General features: G+C 39.5%; 10 protein-coding genes (1 of these 10 cut by a window edge). 9 read left to right on the top strand and 1 reads right to left on the bottom strand.

Annotated features, from left to right (window positions below):
- Positions 1 to 3: 3 nt before the first annotated feature.
- Positions 4 to 816 carry an orotidine-5'-phosphate decarboxylase gene (gene pyrF / locus ACQ629_RS05190; RefSeq protein ID WP_483706885.1) on the bottom strand — a complete coding sequence of 271 codons (813 nt, stop codon included), beginning with the start codon at positions 814 to 816 and terminating at the stop codon, positions 4 to 6.
- 63 nt (positions 817 to 879) lie between these two features.
- On the opposite strand from pyrF, the gene ACQ629_RS05185 reads away from it, so the two are divergent.
- From ACQ629_RS05185 to ACQ629_RS05145, 9 genes are all read left to right on the top strand, one after another.
- Positions 880 to 1,956 carry an ABC transporter permease gene (locus ACQ629_RS05185; protein WP_483706884.1) on the top strand — a complete coding sequence of 359 codons (1,077 nt, stop codon included), beginning with the start codon at positions 880 to 882 and terminating at the stop codon, positions 1,954 to 1,956.
- Between the two features lie 6 nt (positions 1,957 to 1,962).
- Positions 1,963 to 2,445 carry a TlpA family protein disulfide reductase gene (locus ACQ629_RS05180; RefSeq protein ID WP_483706883.1) on the top strand — a complete coding sequence of 161 codons (483 nt, stop codon included), beginning with the start codon at positions 1,963 to 1,965 and terminating at the stop codon, positions 2,443 to 2,445.
- A gap of 2 nt (positions 2,446 to 2,447) precedes the next feature.
- Positions 2,448 to 2,939 (top strand): TlpA family protein disulfide reductase, encoded by a 492-nt coding sequence (locus ACQ629_RS05175; protein ID WP_483706882.1) that lies wholly within the window; start codon positions 2,448 to 2,450, stop codon positions 2,937 to 2,939.
- 40 nt (positions 2,940 to 2,979) lie between these two features.
- Positions 2,980 to 3,471: a TlpA family protein disulfide reductase gene (locus tag ACQ629_RS05170; protein ID WP_483706881.1), complete on the top strand. Its 492-nt coding sequence runs from the start codon at positions 2,980 to 2,982 to the stop codon at positions 3,469 to 3,471.
- A gap of 25 nt (positions 3,472 to 3,496) precedes the next feature.
- Positions 3,497 to 4,255 (top strand): triose-phosphate isomerase, encoded by a 759-nt coding sequence (gene tpiA, locus ACQ629_RS05165; protein WP_483706880.1) that lies wholly within the window; start codon positions 3,497 to 3,499, stop codon positions 4,253 to 4,255.
- Complete coding sequence (prmA, locus tag ACQ629_RS05160; protein WP_483706879.1) at positions 4,255 to 5,088, top strand: 50S ribosomal protein L11 methyltransferase; 834 nt, start codon at positions 4,255 to 4,257, stop codon at positions 5,086 to 5,088. The genes tpiA and prmA overlap by 1 nt, the downstream gene beginning before the upstream one ends.
- A gap of 5 nt (positions 5,089 to 5,093) precedes the next feature.
- A complete protein-coding gene (locus ACQ629_RS05155) occupies positions 5,094 to 5,369 on the top strand; it encodes an ATP-dependent Clp protease adaptor ClpS (RefSeq protein WP_483706878.1) in 276 nt (91 codons plus the stop codon).
- 1 nt (position 5,370) lies between these two features.
- The gene (locus ACQ629_RS05150; protein WP_483706877.1) at positions 5,371 to 5,643 is read left to right on the top strand and encodes a hypothetical protein; all 273 of its coding nucleotides are present in this window, start codon (positions 5,371 to 5,373) and stop codon (positions 5,641 to 5,643) included.
- A gap of 585 nt (positions 5,644 to 6,228) precedes the next feature.
- A protein-coding gene (locus tag ACQ629_RS05145) for a Calx-beta domain-containing protein (protein ID WP_483706876.1) crosses the window boundary here: on the top strand, positions 6,229 to 19,265 show its 5' end (the start). The gene runs 16,915 nt beyond the window's last position; the window shows 13,037 of its 29,952 coding nt (coding positions 1-13,037); the start codon lies at positions 6,229 to 6,231; the stop codon falls past the right edge of the window.

The raw sequence follows: 19,265 nt of genomic DNA, 5'->3' as shown, positions 1-19,265 counted from the left end.
TTTTTAATTTAAAATAGCACTCATTTGTAACTGTAATTCTTCTGCTTTTTTAGCAGCTTCACTAGCAAAATTTTCGTTGTTAGATGCGTAAATAATTCCGCGAGAAGAATTAATAAGTAAACCTACATTTTCGTTCATTCCATATTTACAAACATCTTGTAGATTTCCGCCTTGTGCGCCAACACCAGGAACTAGTAAAAAACTATCAGGAACAATTTTTCTAATTTCTTTAAAGTATTCGGCTTTGGTAGCACCCACAACATACATTAAATTCCCTGAGTTTTCCCAGTTTTTTGATACCTTTAAAACTTCTTTATATAATTCATTATTATTAACACTTAGTGTTTGAAAATCGAATGCACCTTGGTTAGATGTTAACGCCAGCATAATGGTGTGTTTATCTTTAAAAGCTAAAAAAGGCTCTACAGAATCTTTTCCCATATATGGTGCCACGGTAACTGAATCGAACGCTAAATCTTCAAAAAAAGCTTTTGCATACCTCGTTGAGGTATTACCGATATCACCACGTTTAGCATCTGCAATGGTGAAAATTTCAGGATGCTTTTCGTTTAAGTATTTTATTGTTTTTTCAAGAGATTTCCAACCTTTTATTCCGTAAGCTTCATAAAAAGCAGTATTGGGTTTGTAGGCAACACATAAATGGTGAGTAGCATCAATAATTGCTTTGTTAAAGGCAAAAATAGGATCTTCTTCTTGTAATAAATGTTGCGGTATTTTAGTTAAATCGACATCTAAACCGATGCATAAAAACGATTTTTTTCTTTTAATTTCGTTAACTAATTGTTGTGTAGTCATGTGTTGTTGTAAAAGTTACGCAAAAGTACACTTTTTTAACACTTTCTTTTATCTTTGTTATATATGTTTCAATATGTAATTAATAAAATTTTCTACGGATTCTTAACCTTATTTGGGGTTGTTACGGTAATTTTCTTTTTATTTAATGTGTTGCCAGGCGATCCGGCAAGAATGATGTTAGACCAGCGAGAAGATACTGAGCAGCTTGAGAATATACGGCAAAAGTATGGTTTCGATAAACCTATATTTACACAGTATTTATATTACTTAAATGATGTTTCACCGCTGTCGTTACATAGTAAAAGTGTTGATGATTATACTTTTTTATCCGAAGAAAAATATACTGCTCAAAAACTGTTTTCAATAGGGGACTTAACTTTGGTAGTTAAATATCCATATTTGCGGCAATCATTTCAAAAAAACGGAAAGAATGTATCTGAAGTAATTTCAGAAACCTTACCTAATACCGCTGTTTTGGCAATTTTTGCAATTGTAATAGCGTTGCTTTTAGGCATTGTTTTAGGGATTTTATCAGCCTTGTATAAAGATACTTTTTTCGACAGAATTATAGCGATAATTAGTACTTTAGGTATGAGTGTGCCTTCTTTCTTCTCCGCAATTTTATTTGCTTGGTTTTTCGGATTTGTTTTGCATGAATATACTGGTTTAGAGATGACCGGTAGTTTGTATGAAGTTGATGATTTCGGAGAAGGAATGCGTATTCAATGGAAAAACTTGTTGTTGCCTGCAATTGTATTAGGTATTCGACCGTTAGCAGTAGTAATACAATTAATGCGTAATTCGTTGTTAGAAACGATGAATCAAGATTATATAAGAACGGCCAAAGCAAAAGGATTAACCATGTATCAGGTAATTCGTAAACACGCATTAAAAAACTCTTTAAATCCGGTTGTAACAGCAATTTCGGGTTGGTTTGCATCGATGTTAGCAGGAGCTGTCTTTGTGGAGTATATTTTTAATTGGAACGGTTTAGGAAAAGAGATAGTAAACTCGCTTAACACGTTAGATTTACCTGTAATAATGGGAAGTGTGTTAGTCGTTGCAACATTATTTATATTGATAAATATATTGGTTGATGTTATTTACAGTTGGTTAGACCCGCGAATTAAATTAAATTAAATTAAAATGAAAATATTTTTAGTATTGATAATTCTTTTAACGTTAAATAGTTGTGCAGCTTTTCAGCCAACATCTTTTAATAAAGAAGCATTAGATGAGAAATTGGTAACAACAAAAAGAGATTCTATCACATTACGAGAGGTCTTAGCAAAAAATAAAGGAACGAAACAGTTTGTACAAGTTTTTGCTACGTATTGCCCTGTAAGTCAAGATAGTTTTAAAGATGTTGCCGCATTACAAGAGGAGAATCCGTCAATTAAATATGTTTTTTTGTCAGTAGACCATTCTTATTTCGACTGGAAAAGAGGACTTGATAATATTAAAGTAAAAGGCCAACATTATTACATCCCTAAGAAAGGAAAAGGAAAGTTAGGAGCATTTTTAAAACTAAAAACAATTCCTAGGTTTATGATTATTGATGAAAAAGGAGAAATTAAACTTTTTAAATCGTCAAGTGTGTCTAATAAAATTAAAAATAAGATTAAATAAGTATGAAAAAAAGTATCGTATTAGTTTTTATAACAATGCTGTTAGTAGGCTGTTCTGTTGAAAACCCTACCGAGTTTTCTGAACAAGCATTAAACGACGTTTTTACGTCTATAAATAACGAAGAAGTAAAGTTCAAAGAAATTTTAGCCAAAAATAAAGGTAAAAAAATAGTGATTGATGTTTGGGCTTCTTGGTGTAAGGATTGCCTTGAAAACTTACCGGATGTTAAAAAGCAGCAAGAAAAAAATAGCGACGTTGTATATTTATACCTTTCGTTAGATAGAGATTTAGATTCATGGAAAGAGGGGGTTAAAAGACTAAAGTTAAAAGGCCAACATTACTTTATGAAGTCTGGTTGGGAAGGTAGTTTCGCAAAGTTTTTAGGCTTAAGTTGGATTCCTCGTTATTTATTGATTAATGAAGAAGGTAAAATAGTTGTTTTTAATAAAACCAAAGTAACGGACAATATAATTGTTAATGAATTAAAAAAATAACGTATTTTTAGCAGCTATATTTCATTAAAATATAAAAACCATGAAAAAAATTATTTACCTCTTCGTTTTTGTTTTACTAGTATCTTGTAACAGCAAGAGGCCAGCGGCCTTCCCTGAAGGTGTTTTAAATGAAAAATTTTTAACATTAGATGAAGAATCAATAACGTTTAAAGAAATTTTAGCGAAACATAAAGGGAAGAAAATAATGTTCGAACTTTGTGCTTCGTGGTGTGCAGAATGCATTCTAGGAATACCAGCAATAAAAAAGTTGAAAGCAGAAAATCCTGAGGTTGTCTTTGTATTTTTATCAATAGATAAAACAATTGAGCAGTGGAAAAAAGGGAAAGAACGATTTTTTAATATAGAAGGAGATCATTATTTCTTGCCAACATCTCTTAAAGGTGGCTTTGCAAAAGGGCTGGGTATAAAAGATGTACCAACTTATATGGTAGTTAATGAATTAGGTATTACATCTTTAGCGCATGTAGCAGAGTCTAATGATCCGAGAATAGAAGCTGCATTAAAACAGTAATAAGAATATAAATTATAAAGTGATTTTGAGAAAAAAGATAGTTGCAGGTAATTGGAAGATGAACAAAAATATTGATGACACTAAAACGTTAATCAAGCAGATAAAAAAGGGCACAAAAAAACAATTAAGAGAAGATGTAAGAGTAATTATTGCACCTAGTTTTGTGAATTTAAATACAGCAATTAAAAGAACTAAAAAATCTGAAATTGAAGTAGCAGCTCAAAATATGCACCAATCTCAAAGTGGTGCTTTTACAGGCGAGGTTTCTGCCGATATGCTAACTTCTTTAGGATTAAACCTTGTTATTCTTGGTCATTCAGAGCGTAGAGAATATTTCGGAGAAACAAATGAGGTTCTTGCTCAAAAAGTAACCGCAGCATTAGAAAATAATTTAGAAATAATTTTTTGTTTTGGAGAGGTTTTAGAAGATCGAAAATCAGAAAATCATTTTAAAGTTGTTGAAAATCAATTAAAAAAAGGATTATTTCATTTAAATAAAAGTGATTTTTCTAAAGTTATATTAGCTTACGAACCAGTTTGGGCAATTGGTACTGGTGAAACAGCATCGCCAGAGCAAGCACAAGAAATGCATGCTTTTGTTAGAGAAATTATGGCAAAAGAATATGGGAGTGAAGTAGCTGAAAATATTTCAATTTTATATGGTGGAAGTGTAAAGCCAGCAAATGCAAAAGAAATTTTTTCGAAAACAGATGTTGACGGCGGCTTAATCGGCGGAGCAGCCTTAAAAGCTGATGATTTTATAGCGATAATTAAATCAATTTAATGGATAATATTTATATAGAGTATATTTTTGATATAACACCTAAAGAACCAGGAACAGAAATTTTAATCGCCGAATTAGGTGAAGTTGGTTTTGAAAGTTTTGTAGAAAATGAAACAGGTGTTACAGCATACATTCAAAAAAACGATTGGAAAGAAAATATATTAGAAGATATTTTTATTTTAAAATCTGATGTATTTTCAATCGATTTTAAACACAATGAAATCGCACAAACAAATTGGAATGCCGAGTGGGAAAAGAACTTTAATCAAATTCAGGTTGATGATTTGGTAAGTATTAGAGCGCCATTTCATGAAAACCCAAACTTAAAGTACGACATTATTATAGAACCAAAAATGAGTTTTGGTACAGGGCATCATGAAACAACACATATGATGGTGCAACATTTAATTAATTTAAATGTAACTAATAAAAAGGTGTTAGATATGGGGTGCGGAACCGGAATTTTAGCAATTTTTGCCGAAATGAAAGGAGCTAACCCAATTGATGCTATAGATATTGATGCTTGGTGTTACGAAAATTCGTTAGAAAACGTTCAAAGAAACGGCTGTGAAAATATTACCGTTTATGAAGGTGATTCTTCTCTTTTAATGAATAAAAAGTATGACGTTATCATTGCAAATATTAATCGTAATATTTTGTTAAGCGATATGAAAATATATACAAGTTGCTTAAACGAAAACGGAGTTTTATTGTTAAGTGGATTCTATAAAGAAGATATTTCTATTATAGATGCTGAGGTGTCAAAGCACGGTTTAACATTAAATAAAACAATTAACAGAAATAATTGGGTAGCTTTGCAGTATCAAAAATAGCGTAGATGAGTACAATAGAAAAAATACAAGAAGAGCTAGATGTCTTAATTGAAGAAACAAAAAAGCATGAAATTATTTTGCATAATGATGATGTAAATACTTTCGATCATGTAATTGATAGCTTAGTAGATGTTTGTGAGCATACTTTAGAGCAAGCAGAACAATGTTCGTTTTTGGTTCATTATAAAGGAAAATGCGCTGTAAAAACAGGGGGTTATAAAGAGTTAGAGGCTATGTGTTCTAAATTGTTACAATTAGGTTTATCAGCAGAGATCGTTTAGTATGGAAAATGTTTTTAGATATTATGAGTTCTCTGATTTTGTAAAAGACAAATCAGAAGCTTTTTCAGGAAATGACATATGTTTTTCAATATTAAACGAACAACATTTTTTAATATTCGAAAAAAATAAAGAAACCTATAACTTATATGTTTCAAAGTATAAATCAAAACACGAAGTTGGTTTAAAACCACCTGAAATAGTAGAGTTGTTAATTAATGACTATGATAAAGCATTGCCAGAGCATCGTATAATTTTAAGAAAATATTTAGATTAAAAAACCTCAAAAAAACTTTTTTGAGGTTTTTTTTGTTTTTGTTGTGACTATTTAAAAAAAAGAGTGTCATAACTATTGTTGGTAACCACCAAATACCCCTTAAAGTAAATACCTCATTATAGCTTCTCTTAGTAAGAGCACAAGCCCTTGTGGTTCTTTTTAGAACAAACCTGAAAAGAGAAGCTTTCTATCATTTTTTTAGATTAAGTTTAGTTGTTTTGTTAATAAAAATTAGGCGCAGTAAGTTTTTAAATGTATTTACCTGTTGTTTTACGTTATATTTGCTATTAGTTTATTCAAGGCTAGTTAGTTATGGTTTTTTTTAGTTATCCGTTATTAATTACTGCTTAGAGGTATGGGATTAAAGTTGTTTGTGAAATGTTAATAAAAACATAAAGTTTTTATTTTTTTTTAGTATTTTTGTTTGTATTGGGTTTGTTTAAGAGAGGGTTTGTAGGTTTATAACCTTTTTAGCGACAAAATAAATAATTAGAAAACGATTTTTTATTAAAACCAAATGTTTGGTTTTATCGTATATATATAATACAGCAATAAAATGCTGGGAATAATTTTAAAGTGCTTTTTATGAAAAAAAAATACCATTTAAGTCCTCGGAATGTAGCATCTATATTACTTATTTTTTTATTCGTTACCATCTTTTCTTATGGTAACCCTACTAACCCTATTAAAACTATTAACTCTACTGAGTTTATTAGTCCTAGTTGGTGGAAAGGTTACTTAGAAAAAAATACAATAAGCACAACCTCGGTAAGCATTTCTTCAGCAATGTTTGCTGCGCCGGTGGTAGATTTAAATACAGGTACAGCAGGTATTAATTCGGTTTCAGTAGGTCAGCCAGCAACAGCAACTGAATATAATGTCCACACGGCTTCGGTTACATCCGATACAGGTTTTATTAAGTCGGCGCAAATAACGGTTACTGGGGTAATCGATCCTACTGAATTTACTTATATAAATAGTGCAGATGGTAACACTAATGGTGGAACGCCTGTAACTTTTACCTATGGTAGTGCAGGAACAAATCAAACACATTATTTTTTATACGGAGTAACTCTTATTAGAATTACGCAAACAGGGCTCACAACGTTTGATATTATTGCGGTAGATGGAGTTGCTACGAATACCCCTGTAATCATGCCAGTAGGTGTGATGCAATTGGTTTTAAACGATTTTAGCTTTGGTACTTTCGATGATCCATTTACAAAAGGATATACCATTTATAATGTTACTGTAACTGATGAGGCAGATATTCAATCAGCGGTAGCACGTACGTATATTGGTTCTCGTTTAGATACTGAAGCAAACTATGTAGCAGATGATGCCAATACCATCTCAGCAGGTAGTACAGGTACAATTTCGGGTGACATTACAACAAATGATGATGAAATAGACCCAGGTAACTTTCCTCACCAGGTTTTAGATGTAAACTTATATACATCAGCTATAGGTGTGCCTTATAAAACGCTATTTGGTTCTATTACAATGCAAGCAGATGGTACCTATACCTACGATGTAGATGAAACAGATCCAACAGTAACAGGGCTTAATGACCTTGAAATATTACAAGATATTTTTTCATACACAATAACAGATAACGCTGCTATTCAAGATACAGGTATTTTAACTATTAATATTGTAGGGGTTACAGATGCACCAAATGCATTAGATAATGAAGATAGTGTAACAGTAAATGTTAGCAACACAGCAATAGGTAATATTATAACCGATGCAGGACCATTAGGAGCAGATGCTATTGATAGAGGGTTGTCTACACTAGTTTGGGAAAATGAGTATGCTAATCAAGCGTTAATAGCAGGAACAACAAGAGTTGTTGATGGGGTTACATTAAATTTCACGAATAATACAGATGCTAGCTTAGGTCCTTCAGCAATTAACCAAGCAGTATTAACAGCTAATACCAACGGAGGGCACACAGGATATTTACTATATCAAATTGATGCTCCTTCGACTCCTGTAGCTGGAGCAAAATCAGAGGTGGTTATTGATTTTGACCAAGCTGTTTTTAATTTAGGATTTTTACTGGTTGATACCGATTATTCTCAAGGAGATACGTGGCAAGATCAATTTACGGTAGAAGGAAGTTTAGCAGGTACACCTGTAGATTTTAGTTATGTAACAACTGCAGGAGTAGTAGATACAGGAGCTCCAACCTTTTACGGTACAGGTTCTGCGCCAACAACTGAAGCTACAGGAAATATAAATGTGGTGTTTACGGGGGCAATAAACCAATTGAGAATAAGTTACAATTACGGGCCTGATGTTACTAACCTTGATCCAGAGGCTCAAATCGGTGGAATCTCAGATATTTTTTGGGAGGGCGCTTCAACTATTTCTATAACCGAGTTAGGTTTAGATGTAGTTAGCTCATCACCAGCTAACGTTGGTGTTTCTTATGCAGGGTTATACGGTACAATAACCGTAAACTCAGACGGAAGTTATTCTTATGCGGTAGATACTGGTAACTCAACAGTTTACAATTTACCATTAGGAAGTACCCTTACCGAAAATTTTTACTACATTTTATCTGATGGTACAAGCACCGATGATGCTAATTTAATAATCACGATAAACGGTACTGCCGTAGATTCTGATGGAGACGGTGTGGTAGATAGCCAAGATTTAGATGATGATAACGATGGTATTTTAGATACCTCAGAAGGAGCTTGTACAACAAACAGGTATCTTATATCTGGTGGAGACGGAGGAAGCACTACTAGTTTTAGTGAAACAGATGTTTCTTTTGCTATTTTTGATTTTGATTACATAGACAACTCTGTAGCGATAGAAGTAAATGGAGGAGGCTTAAATGCCAATAATATACTACAATTAGAAAATTTTATAAATGCTGGAGAGGTAATTATGGAATTTGCCTCAGACAATTCTTTGATGGGAACACCTTGGACGGCAAATTCAAATAGTTTGCCAAGATTACAGGTAGAAATTAATTCTGCAGGAGCCGTAATCGTTAGGGGTACCAGATCAACAACTTCAACATCTTTAGAGTTAATGCAAATAAGAGGAGGTGGGGCTTTTAATACCATTTCATTTTTAGCAGGTACAAATAGCTTTAATGTTATAAACCCTGATGCTTCAGGGCCAGATAGTATTAGTGGTTTAGCTACAATTTATTCCACTTGTGTTGATACAGATGGAGACAGCATACCAGATTATTTAGATACCGATTCAGACAACGATGGTTGTTTTGATGCTGTAGAAGGAGATGAAGATGTAAATGTATCAGATTTGTCAGCAGGAGCAATCAGCGGAGGAGTTGATGCTAATGGTGTTCCTAATTTAGTGAACTCTGGAGGTACAGCCGATATTGGTGCAGATCAAGGGCAGGGGAATACAGCGAACGTAACCACTGTTAACCCCACAGTAAATGCAGGAACCATAAGTGGAGGTACAGAAGTTTGTACTACACAAACGCTTAACTTAACCTCTGATGGAGATGCAGGAGGAACCTGGACTAGTTCAAATACAGCGGTAGCTACTGTAAATTCATCAGGAGTCGTAACAGGTGTTAGCGCAGGTTCATCGACTATTACCTATACTGTTACTTCAGTAGGGGGCTGTGCAGAAGAAGCAACAGAAACTGTAACGGTTAATGCTTTAGACGATGCAGGTTTTAATTACAGCGCAGCAGCTTATTGTGCAGATGCATCGGACCCAACACCTACGATTACAGGATTAGCAGGCGGAACATTTAGTTCATCAGCGGGCTTGAACATTACAGCAGGAACAGGAGCGATTGATGTTAGTACATCAACACCAGGGGCATATACAGTAACGTATACTACGTCAGGAACGTGCCCAAACAGCTCTGATGTAGCAGTAACAATTAATGCAACACCAGCTACACCAACAATCACAGTAGTAGATAACTGTAATGGTACTAGTACATTAACTGCAGGTAACTATACAGGAAGTTTATTATGGAGTACAGCGGAAACAACAGAAAGTATAACAGTCAGTAACACAGCAACATATACAGTAACACAAACAATAAGTGGTTGTGAAAGTAATGCTGCTTCTGAAGATTCGATTATAGTGTGTCAACCAACAGTAACGGCAATCACAGATGCGAGTGCAACAGAGGAAAGCCCAGTAGAGTTTCCATTCACGTTAAGCAATGCCAGTGCAGTGGCGGTAGACTATACGTTTACCTTAACCAACGGAACAGCAGGAACAGCAGATTATACCACTACAGATGTTGTGGTAACGGTTCCAGCAGGAGCAACCACAGGAACAGTAAGTGTACCAACGACATTAGATACGATTGATGAGGCAGATGAAACATTTACAGTTGCTAATGGGGCTATAAATGCCACAGGAACAATTGTGGATAATGACGCAGCACCAACAGTAACGGCAATCACAGATGCGAGTGCAACAGAGGAAAGCCCAGTAGAGTTTCCATTCACGTTAAGCAATGCCAGTGCAGTGGCGGTAGACTATACGTTTACCTTAACCAACGGAACAGCAGGAACAGCAGATTATACCACTACAGATGTTGTGGTAACGGTTCCAGCAGGAGCAACCACAGGAACAGTAAGTGTACCAACGACATTAGATACGATTGATGAGGCAGATGAAACATTTACAGTTGCTAATGGGGCTATAAATGCCACAGGAACAATTGTGGATAATGACGCAGCACCAACAGTAACGGCAATCACAGATGCGAGTGCAACAGAGGAAAGCCCAGTAGAGTTTCCATTCACGTTAAGCAATGCCAGTGCAGTGGCGGTAGACTATACGTTTACCTTAACCAACGGAACAGCAGGAACAGCAGATTATACCACTACAGATGTTGTGGTAACGGTTCCAGCAGGAGCAACCACAGGAACAGTAAGTGTACCAACGACATTAGATACGATTGATGAGGCAGATGAGACATTTACAGTTGCTAATGGGGCTATAAATGCCACAGGAACAATTGTGGATAATGACGCAGCACCAACAGTAACGGCAATCACAGATGCGAGTGCAACAGAGGAAAGCCCAGTAGAGTTTCCATTCACGTTAAGCAATGCCAGTGCAGTGGCGGTAGACTATACGTTTACCTTAACCAACGGAACAGCAGGAGCAGCAGATTATACCACTACAGATGTTGTGGTAACGGTTCCAGCAGGAGCAACCACAGGAACAGTAAGTGTACCAACGACATTAGATACGATTGATGAGGCAGATGAAACATTTACAGTTGCTAATGGGGCTATAAATGCCACAGGAACAATTGTGGATAATGACGCAGCACCAACAGTAACGGCAATCACAGATGCGAGTGCAACAGAGGAAAGCCCAGTAGAGTTTCCATTCACGTTAAGCAATGCCAGTGCAGTGGCGGTAGACTATACGTTTACCTTAACCAACGGAACAGCAGGAACAGCAGATTATACCACTACAGATGTTGTGGTAACGGTTCCAGCAGGAGCAACCACAGGAACAGTAAGTGTACCAACGACATTAGATACGATTGATGAGGCAGATGAAACATTTACAGTTGCTAATGGGGCTATAAATGCCACAGGAACAATTGTGGATAATGACGCAGCACCAACAGTAACGGCAATCACAGATGCGAGTGCAACAGAGGAAAGCCCAGTAGAGTTTCCATTCACGTTAAGCAATGCCAGTGCAGTGGCGGTAGACTATACGTTTACCTTAACCAACGGAACAGCAGGAGCAGCAGATTATACCACTACAGATGTTGTGGTAACGGTTCCAGCAGGAGCAACCACAGGAACAGTAAGTGTACCAACGACATTAGATACGATTGATGAGGCAGATGAAACATTTACAGTTGCTAATGGGGCTATAAATGCCACAGGAACAATTGTGGATAATGACGCAGTACCAACAGTAACGGCAATCACAGATGCGAGTGCAACAGAGGAAAGCCCAGTAGAGTTTCCATTCACGTTAAGCAATGCCAGTGCAGTAGCGGTAGACTATACGTTTACCTTAACCAACGGAACAGCAGGAACAGCAGATTATACCACTACAGATGTTGTGGTAACGGTTCCAGCAGGAGCAACCACAGGAACAGTAAGTGTACCAACGACATTAGATACGATTGATGAGGCAGATGAAACATTTACAGTTGCTAATGGGGCTATAAATGCCACAGGAACAATTGTGGATAATGACGCAGCACCAACAGTAACGGCAATCACAGATGCGAGTGCAACAGAGGAAAGCCCAGTAGAGTTTCCATTCACGTTAAGCAATGCCAGTGCAGTGGCGGTAGACTATACGTTTACCTTAACCAACGGAACAGCAGGAGCAGCAGATTATACCACTACAGATGTTGTGGTAACGGTTCCAGCAGGAGCAACCACAGGAACAGTAAGTGTACCAACGACATTAGATACGATTGATGAGGCAGATGAAACATTTACAGTTGCTAATGGGGCTATAAATGCCACAGGAACAATTGTGGATAATGACGCAGCACCAACAGTAACGGCAATCACAGATGCGAGTGCAACAGAGGAAAGCCCAGTAGAGTTTCCATTCACGTTAAGCAATGCCAGTGCAGTGGCGGTAGACTATACGTTTACCTTAACCAACGGAACAGCAGGAACAGCAGATTATACCACTACAGATGTTGTGGTAACGGTTCCAGCAGGAGCAACCACAGGAACAGTAAGTGTACCAACGACATTAGATACGATTGATGAGGCAGATGAAACATTTACAGTTGCTAATGGGGCTATAAATGCCACAGGAACAATTGTGGATAATGACGCAGCACCAACAGTAACGGCAATCACAGATGCGAGTGCAACAGAGGAAAGCCCAGTAGAGTTTCCATTCACGTTAAGCAATGCCAGTGCAGTGGCGGTAGACTATACGTTTACCTTAACCAACGGAACAGCAGGAACAGCAGATTATACCACTACAGATGTTGTGGTAACGGTTCCAGCAGGAGCAACCACAGGAACAGTAAGTGTACCAACGACATTAGATACGATTGATGAGGCAGATGAAACATTTACAGTTGCTAATGGGGCTATAAATGCCACAGGAACAATTGTGGATAATGACGCAGCACCAACAGTAACGGCAATCACAGATGCGAGTGCAACAGAGGAAAGCCCAGTAGAGTTTCCATTCACGTTAAGCAATGCCAGTGCAGTGGCGGTAGACTATACGTTTACCTTAACCAACGGAACAGCAGGAACAGCAGATTATACCACTACAGATGTTGTGGTAACGGTTCCAGCAGGAGCAACCACAGGAACAGTAAGTGTACCAACGACATTAGATACGATTGATGAGGCAGATGAAACATTTACAGTTGCTAATGGGGCTATAAATGCCACAGGAACAATTGTGGATAATGACGCAGCACCAACAGTAACGGCAATCACAGATGCGAGTGCAACAGAGGAAAGCCCAGTAGAGTTTCCATTCACGTTAAGCAATGCCAGTGCAGTGGCGGTAGACTATACGTTTACCTTAACCAACGGAACAGCAGGAGCAGCAGATTATACCACTACAGATGTTGTGGTAACGGTTCCAGCAGGAGCAACCACAGGAACAGTAAGTGTACCAACGACATTAGATACGATTGATGAGGCAGATGAAACATTTACAGTTGCTAATGGGGCTATAAATGCCACAGGAACAATTGTGGATAATGACGCAGCACCAACAGTAACGGCAATCACAGATGCGAGTGCAACAGAGGAAAGCCCAGTAGAGTTTCCATTCACGTTAAGCAATGCCAGTGCAGTGGCGGTAGACTATACGTTTACCTTAACCAACGGAACAGCAGGAGCAGCAGATTATACCACTACAGATGTTGTGGTAACGGTTCCAGCAGGAGCAACCACAGGAACAGTAAGTGTACCAACGACATTAGATACGATTGATGAGGCAGATGAAACATTTACAGTTGCTAATGGGGCTATAAATGCCACAGGAACAATTGTGGATAATGACGCAGCACCAACAGTAACGGCAATCACAGATGCGAGTGCAACAGAGGAAAGCCCAGTAGAGTTTCCATTCACGTTAAGCAATGCCAGTGCAGTGGCGGTAGACTATACGTTTACCTTAACCAACGGAACAGCAGGAACAGCAGATTATACCACTACAGATGTTGTGGTAACGGTTCCAGCAGGAGCAACCACAGGAACAGTAAGTGTACCAACGACATTAGATACGATTGATGAGGCAGATGAAACATTTACAGTTGCTAATGGGGCTATAAATGCCACAGGAACAATTGTGGATAATGACGCAGCACCAACAGTAACGGCAATCACAGATGCGAGTGCAACAGAGGAAAGCCCAGTAGAGTTTCCATTCACGTTAAGCAATGCCAGTGCAGTGGCGGTAGACTATACGTTTACCTTAACCAACGGAACAGCAGGAGCAGCAGATTATACCACTACAGATGTTGTGGTAACGGTTCCAGCAGGAGCAACCACAGGAACAGTAAGTGTACCAACGACATTAGATACGATTGATGAGGCAGATGAAACATTTACAGTTGCTAATGGGGCTATAAATGCCACAGGAACAATTGTGGATAATGACGCAGCACCAACAGTAACGGCAATCACAGATGCGAGTGCAACAGAGGAAAGCCCAGTAGAGTTTCCATTCACGTTAAGCAATGCCAGTGCAGTGGCGGTAGACTATACGTTTACCTTAACCAACGGAACAGCAGGAACAGCAGATTATACCACTACAGATGTTGTGGTAACGGTTCCAGCAGGAGCAACCACAGGAACAGTAAGTGTACCAACGACATTAGATACGATTGATGAGGCAGATGAAACATTTACAGTTGCTAATGGGGCTATAAATGCCACAGGAACAATTGTGGATAATGACGCAGCACCAACAGTAACGGCAATCACAGATGCGAGTGCAACAGAGGAAAGCCCAGTAGAGTTTCCATTCACGTTAAGCAATGCCAGTGCAGTGGCGGTAGACTATACGTTTACCTTAACCAACGGAACAGCAGGAACAGCAGATTATACCACTACAGATGTTGTGGTAACGGTTCCAGCAGGAGCAACCACAGGAACAGTAAGTGTACCAACGACATTAGATACGATTGATGAGGCAGATGAAACATTTACAGTTGCTAATGGGGCTATAAATGCCACAGGAACAATTGTGGATAATGACGCAGCACCAACAGTAACGGCAATCACAGATGCGAGTGCAACAGAGGAAAGCCCAGTAGAGTTTCCATTCACGTTAAGCAATGCCAGTGCAGTGGCGGTAGACTATACGTTTACCTTAACCAACGGAACAGCAGGAGCAGCAGATTATACCACTACAGATGTTGTGGTAACGGTTCCAGCAGGAGCAACCACAGGAACAGTAAGTGTACCAACGACATTAGATACGATTGATGAGGCAGATGAGACATTTACAGTTGCTAATGGGGCTATAAATGCCACAGGAACAATTGTGGATAATGACGCAGCACCAACAGTAACGGCAATCACAGATGCGAGTGCAACAGAGGAAAGCCCAGTAGAGTTTCCATTCACGTTAAGCAATGCCAGTGCAGTGGCGGTAGACTATACGTTTACCTTAACCAACGGAACAGCAGGAGCAGCAGATTATACCACTACAGATGTTGTGGTAACGGTTCCAGCAGGAGCAACCACAGGAACAGTAAGTGTACCAACGACATTAGATACGATTGATGAGGCAGATGAAACATTTACAGTTGCTAATGGGGCTATAAATGCCACAGGAACAATTGTGGATAATGACGCAGCACCAACAGTAACGGCAATCACAGATGCGAGTGCAACAGAGGAAAGCCCAGTAGAGTTTCCATTCACGTTAAGCAATGCCAGTGCAGTGGCGGTAGACTATACGTTTACCTTAACCAACGGAACAGCAGGAACAGCAGATTATACCACTACAGATGTTGTGGTAACGGTTCCAGCAGGAGCAACCACAGGAACAGTAAGTGTACCAACGACATTAGATACGATTGATGAGGCAGATGAAACATTTACAGTTGCTAATGGGGCTATAAATGCCACAGGAACAATTGTGGATAATGACGCAGCACCAACAGTAACGGCAATCACAGATGCGAGTGCAACAGAGGAAAGCCCAGTAGAGTTTCCATTCACGTTAAGCAATGCCAGTGCAGTGGCGGTAGACTATACGTTTACCTTAACCAACGGAACAGCAGGAACAGCAGATTATACCACTACAGATGTTGTGGTAACGGTTCCAGCAGGAGCAACCACAGGAACAGTAAGTGTACCAACGACATTAGATACGATTGATGAGGCAGATGAAACATTTACAGTTGCTAATGGGGCTATAAATGCCACAGGAACAATTGTGGATAATGACGCAGCACCAACAGTAACGGCAATCACAGATGCGAGTGCAACAGAGGAAAGCCCAGTAGAGTTTCCATTCACGTTAAGCAATGCCAGTGCAGTGGCGGTAGACTATACGTTTACCTTAACCAACGGAACAGCAGGAACAGCAGATTATACCACTACAGATGTTGTGGTAACGGTTCCAGCAGGAGCAACCACAGGAACAGTAAGTGTACCAACGACATTAGATACGATTGATGAGGCAGATGAAACATTTACAGTTGCTAATGGGGCTATAAATGCCACAGGAACAATTGTGGATAATGACGCAGCACCAACAGTAACGGCAATCACAGATGCGAGTGCAACAGAGGAAAGCCCAGTAGAGTTTCCATTCACGTTAAGCAATGCCAGTGCAGTGGCGGTAGACTATACGTTTACCTTAACCAACGGAACAGCAGGAGCAGCAGATTATACCACTACAGATGTTGTGGTAACGGTTCCAGCAGGAGCAACCACAGGAACAGTAAGTGTACCAACGACATTAGATACGATTGATGAGGCAGATGAAACATTTACAGTTGCTAATGGGGCTATAAATGCCACAGGAACAATTGTGGATAATGACGCAGCACCAACAGTAACGGCAATCACAGATGCGAGTGCAACAGAGGAAAGCCCAGTAGAGTTTCCATTCACGTTAAGCAATGCCAGTGCAGTGGCGGTAGACTATACGTTTACCTTAACCAACGGAACAGCAGGAACAGCAGATTATACCACTACAGATGTTGTGGTAACGGTTCCAGCAGGAGCAACCACAGGAACAGTAAGTGTACCAACGACATTAGATACGATTGATGAGGCAGATGAAACATTTACAGTTGCTAATGGGGCTATAAATGCCACAGGAACAATTGTGGATAATGACGCAGCACCAACAGTAACGGCAATCACAGATGCGAGTGCAACAGAGGAAAGCCCAGTAGAGTTTCCATTCACGTTAAGCAATGCCAGTGCAGTAGCGGTAGACTATACGTTTACCTTAACCAACGGAACAGCAGGAACAGCAGATTATACCACTACAGATGTTGTGGTAACGGTTCCAGCAGGAGCAACCACAGGAACAGTAAGTGTACCAACGACATTAGATACGATTGATGAGGCAGATGAAACATTTACAGTTGCTAATGGGGCTATAAATGCCACAGGAACAATTGTGGATAATGACGCAGCACCAACAGTAACGGCAATCACAGATGCGAGTGCAACAGAGGAAAGCCCAGTAGAGTTTCCATTCACGTTAAGCAATGCCAGTGCAGTGGCGGTAGACTATACGTTTACCTTAACCAACGGAACAGCAGGAACAGCAGATTATACCACTACAGATGTTGTGGTAACGGTTCCAGCAGGAGCAACCACAGGAACAGTAAGTGTACCAACGACATTAGATACGATTGATGAGGCAGATGAAACATTTACAGTTGCTAATGGGGCTATAAATGCCACAGGAACAATTGTGGATAATGACGCAGCACCAACAGTAACGGCAATCACAGATGCGAGTGCAACAGAGGAAAGCCCAGTAGAGTTTCCATTCACGTTAAGCAATGCCAGTGCAGTGGCGGTAGACTATACGTTTACCTTAACCAACGGAACAGCAGGAACAGCAGATTATACCACTACAGATGTTGTGGTAACGGTTCCAGCAGGAGCAACCACAGGAACAGTAAGTGTACCAACGACATTAGATACGATTGATGAGGCAGATGAAACATTTACAGTTGCTAATGGGGCTATAAATGCCACAGGAACAATTGTGGATAATGACGCAGCACCAACAGTAACGGCAATCACAGATGCGAGTGCAACAGAGGAAAGCCCAGTAGAGTTTCCATTCACGTTAAGCAATGCCAGTGCAGTGGCGGTAGACTATACGTTTACCTTAACCAACGGAACAGCAGGAACAGCAGATTATACCACTACAGATGTTGTGGTAACGGTTCCAGCAGGAGCAACCACAGGAACAGTAAGTGTACCAACGACATTAGATACGATTGATGAGGCAGATGAGACATTTACAGTTGCTAATGGGGCTATAAATGCCACAGGAACAATTGTGGATAATGACGCAGCACCAACAGTAACGGCAATCACAGATGCGAGTGCAACAGAGGAAAGCCCAGTAGAGTTTCCATTCACGTTAAGCAATGCCAGTGCAGTGGCGGTAGACTATACGTTTACCTTAACCAACGGAACAGCAGGAGCAGCAGATTATACCACTACAGATGTTGTGGTAACGGTTCCAGCAGGAGCAACCACAGGAACAGTAAGTGTACCAACGACATTAGATACGATTGATGAGGCAGATGAAACATTTACAGTTGCTAATGGGGCTATAAATGCCACAGGAACAATTGTGGATAATGACGCAGCACCAACAGTAACGGCAATCACAGATGCGAGTGCAACAGAGGAAAGCCCAGTAGAGTTTCCATTCACGTTAAGCAATGCCAGTGCAGTGGCGGTAGACTATACGTTTACCTTAACCAACGGAACAGCAGGAACAGCAGATTATACCACTACAGATGTTGTGGTAACGGTTCCAGCAGGAGCAACCACAGGAACAGTAAGTGTACCAACGACATTAGATACGATTGATGAGGCAGATGAAACATTTACAGTTGCTAATGGGGCTATAAATGCCACAGGAACAATTGTGGATAATGACGCAGCACCAACAGTAACGGCAATCACAGATGCGAGTGCAACAGAGGAAAGCCCAGTAGAGTTTCCATTCACGTTAAGCAATGCCAGTGCAGTGGCGGTAGACTATACGTTTACCTTAACCAACGGAACAGCAGGAGCAGCAGATTATACCACTACAGATGTTGTGGTAACGGTTCCAGCAGGAGCAACCACAGGAACAGTAAGTGTACCAACGACATTAGATACGATTGATGAGGCAGATGAAACATTTACAGTTGCTAATGGGGCTATAAATGCCACAGGAACAATTGTGGATAATGACGCAGTACCAACAGTAACGGCAATCACAGATGCGAGTGCAACAGAGGAAAGCCCAGTAGAGTTTCCATTCACGTTAAGCAATGCCAGTGCAGTAGCGGTAGACTATACGTTTACCTTAACCAACGGAACAGCAGGAACAGCAGATTATACCACTACAGATGTTGTGGTAACGGTTCCAGCAGGAGCAACCACAGGAACAGTAAGTGTACCAACGACATTAGATACGAT

The sequence above is a fragment of the Tenacibaculum sp. SM2510 genome, from assembly GCF_057002845.1.
This window is presented reverse-complemented; position numbering and strand designations above follow the sequence as displayed.

Bases quoted from the DNA above. Each gene is read 5' to 3' on its own strand.
- ACQ629_RS05170 (WP_483706881.1), top strand. From the start codon at position 2,980: ATGAAAAAAATTATTTACCTCTTCGTTTTTGTTTTACTAGTATCTTGT.
- prmA (WP_483706879.1), top strand. From the start codon at position 4,255: ATGGATAATATTTATATAGAGTATATTTTTGATATAACACCTAAAGAA.
- ACQ629_RS05180 (WP_483706883.1), top strand. From the start codon at position 1,963: ATGAAAATATTTTTAGTATTGATAATTCTTTTAACGTTAAATAGTTGT.
- ACQ629_RS05175 (WP_483706882.1), top strand. From the start codon at position 2,448: ATGAAAAAAAGTATCGTATTAGTTTTTATAACAATGCTGTTAGTAGGC.
- ACQ629_RS05155 (WP_483706878.1), top strand. From the start codon at position 5,094: ATGAGTACAATAGAAAAAATACAAGAAGAGCTAGATGTCTTAATTGAA.
- ACQ629_RS05185 (WP_483706884.1), top strand. From the start codon at position 880: ATGTTTCAATATGTAATTAATAAAATTTTCTACGGATTCTTAACCTTA.
- ACQ629_RS05150 (WP_483706877.1), top strand. From the start codon at position 5,371: ATGGAAAATGTTTTTAGATATTATGAGTTCTCTGATTTTGTAAAAGAC.
- pyrF (WP_483706885.1), bottom strand. From the start codon at position 816: ATGACTACACAACAATTAGTTAACGAAATTAAAAGAAAAAAATCGTTT.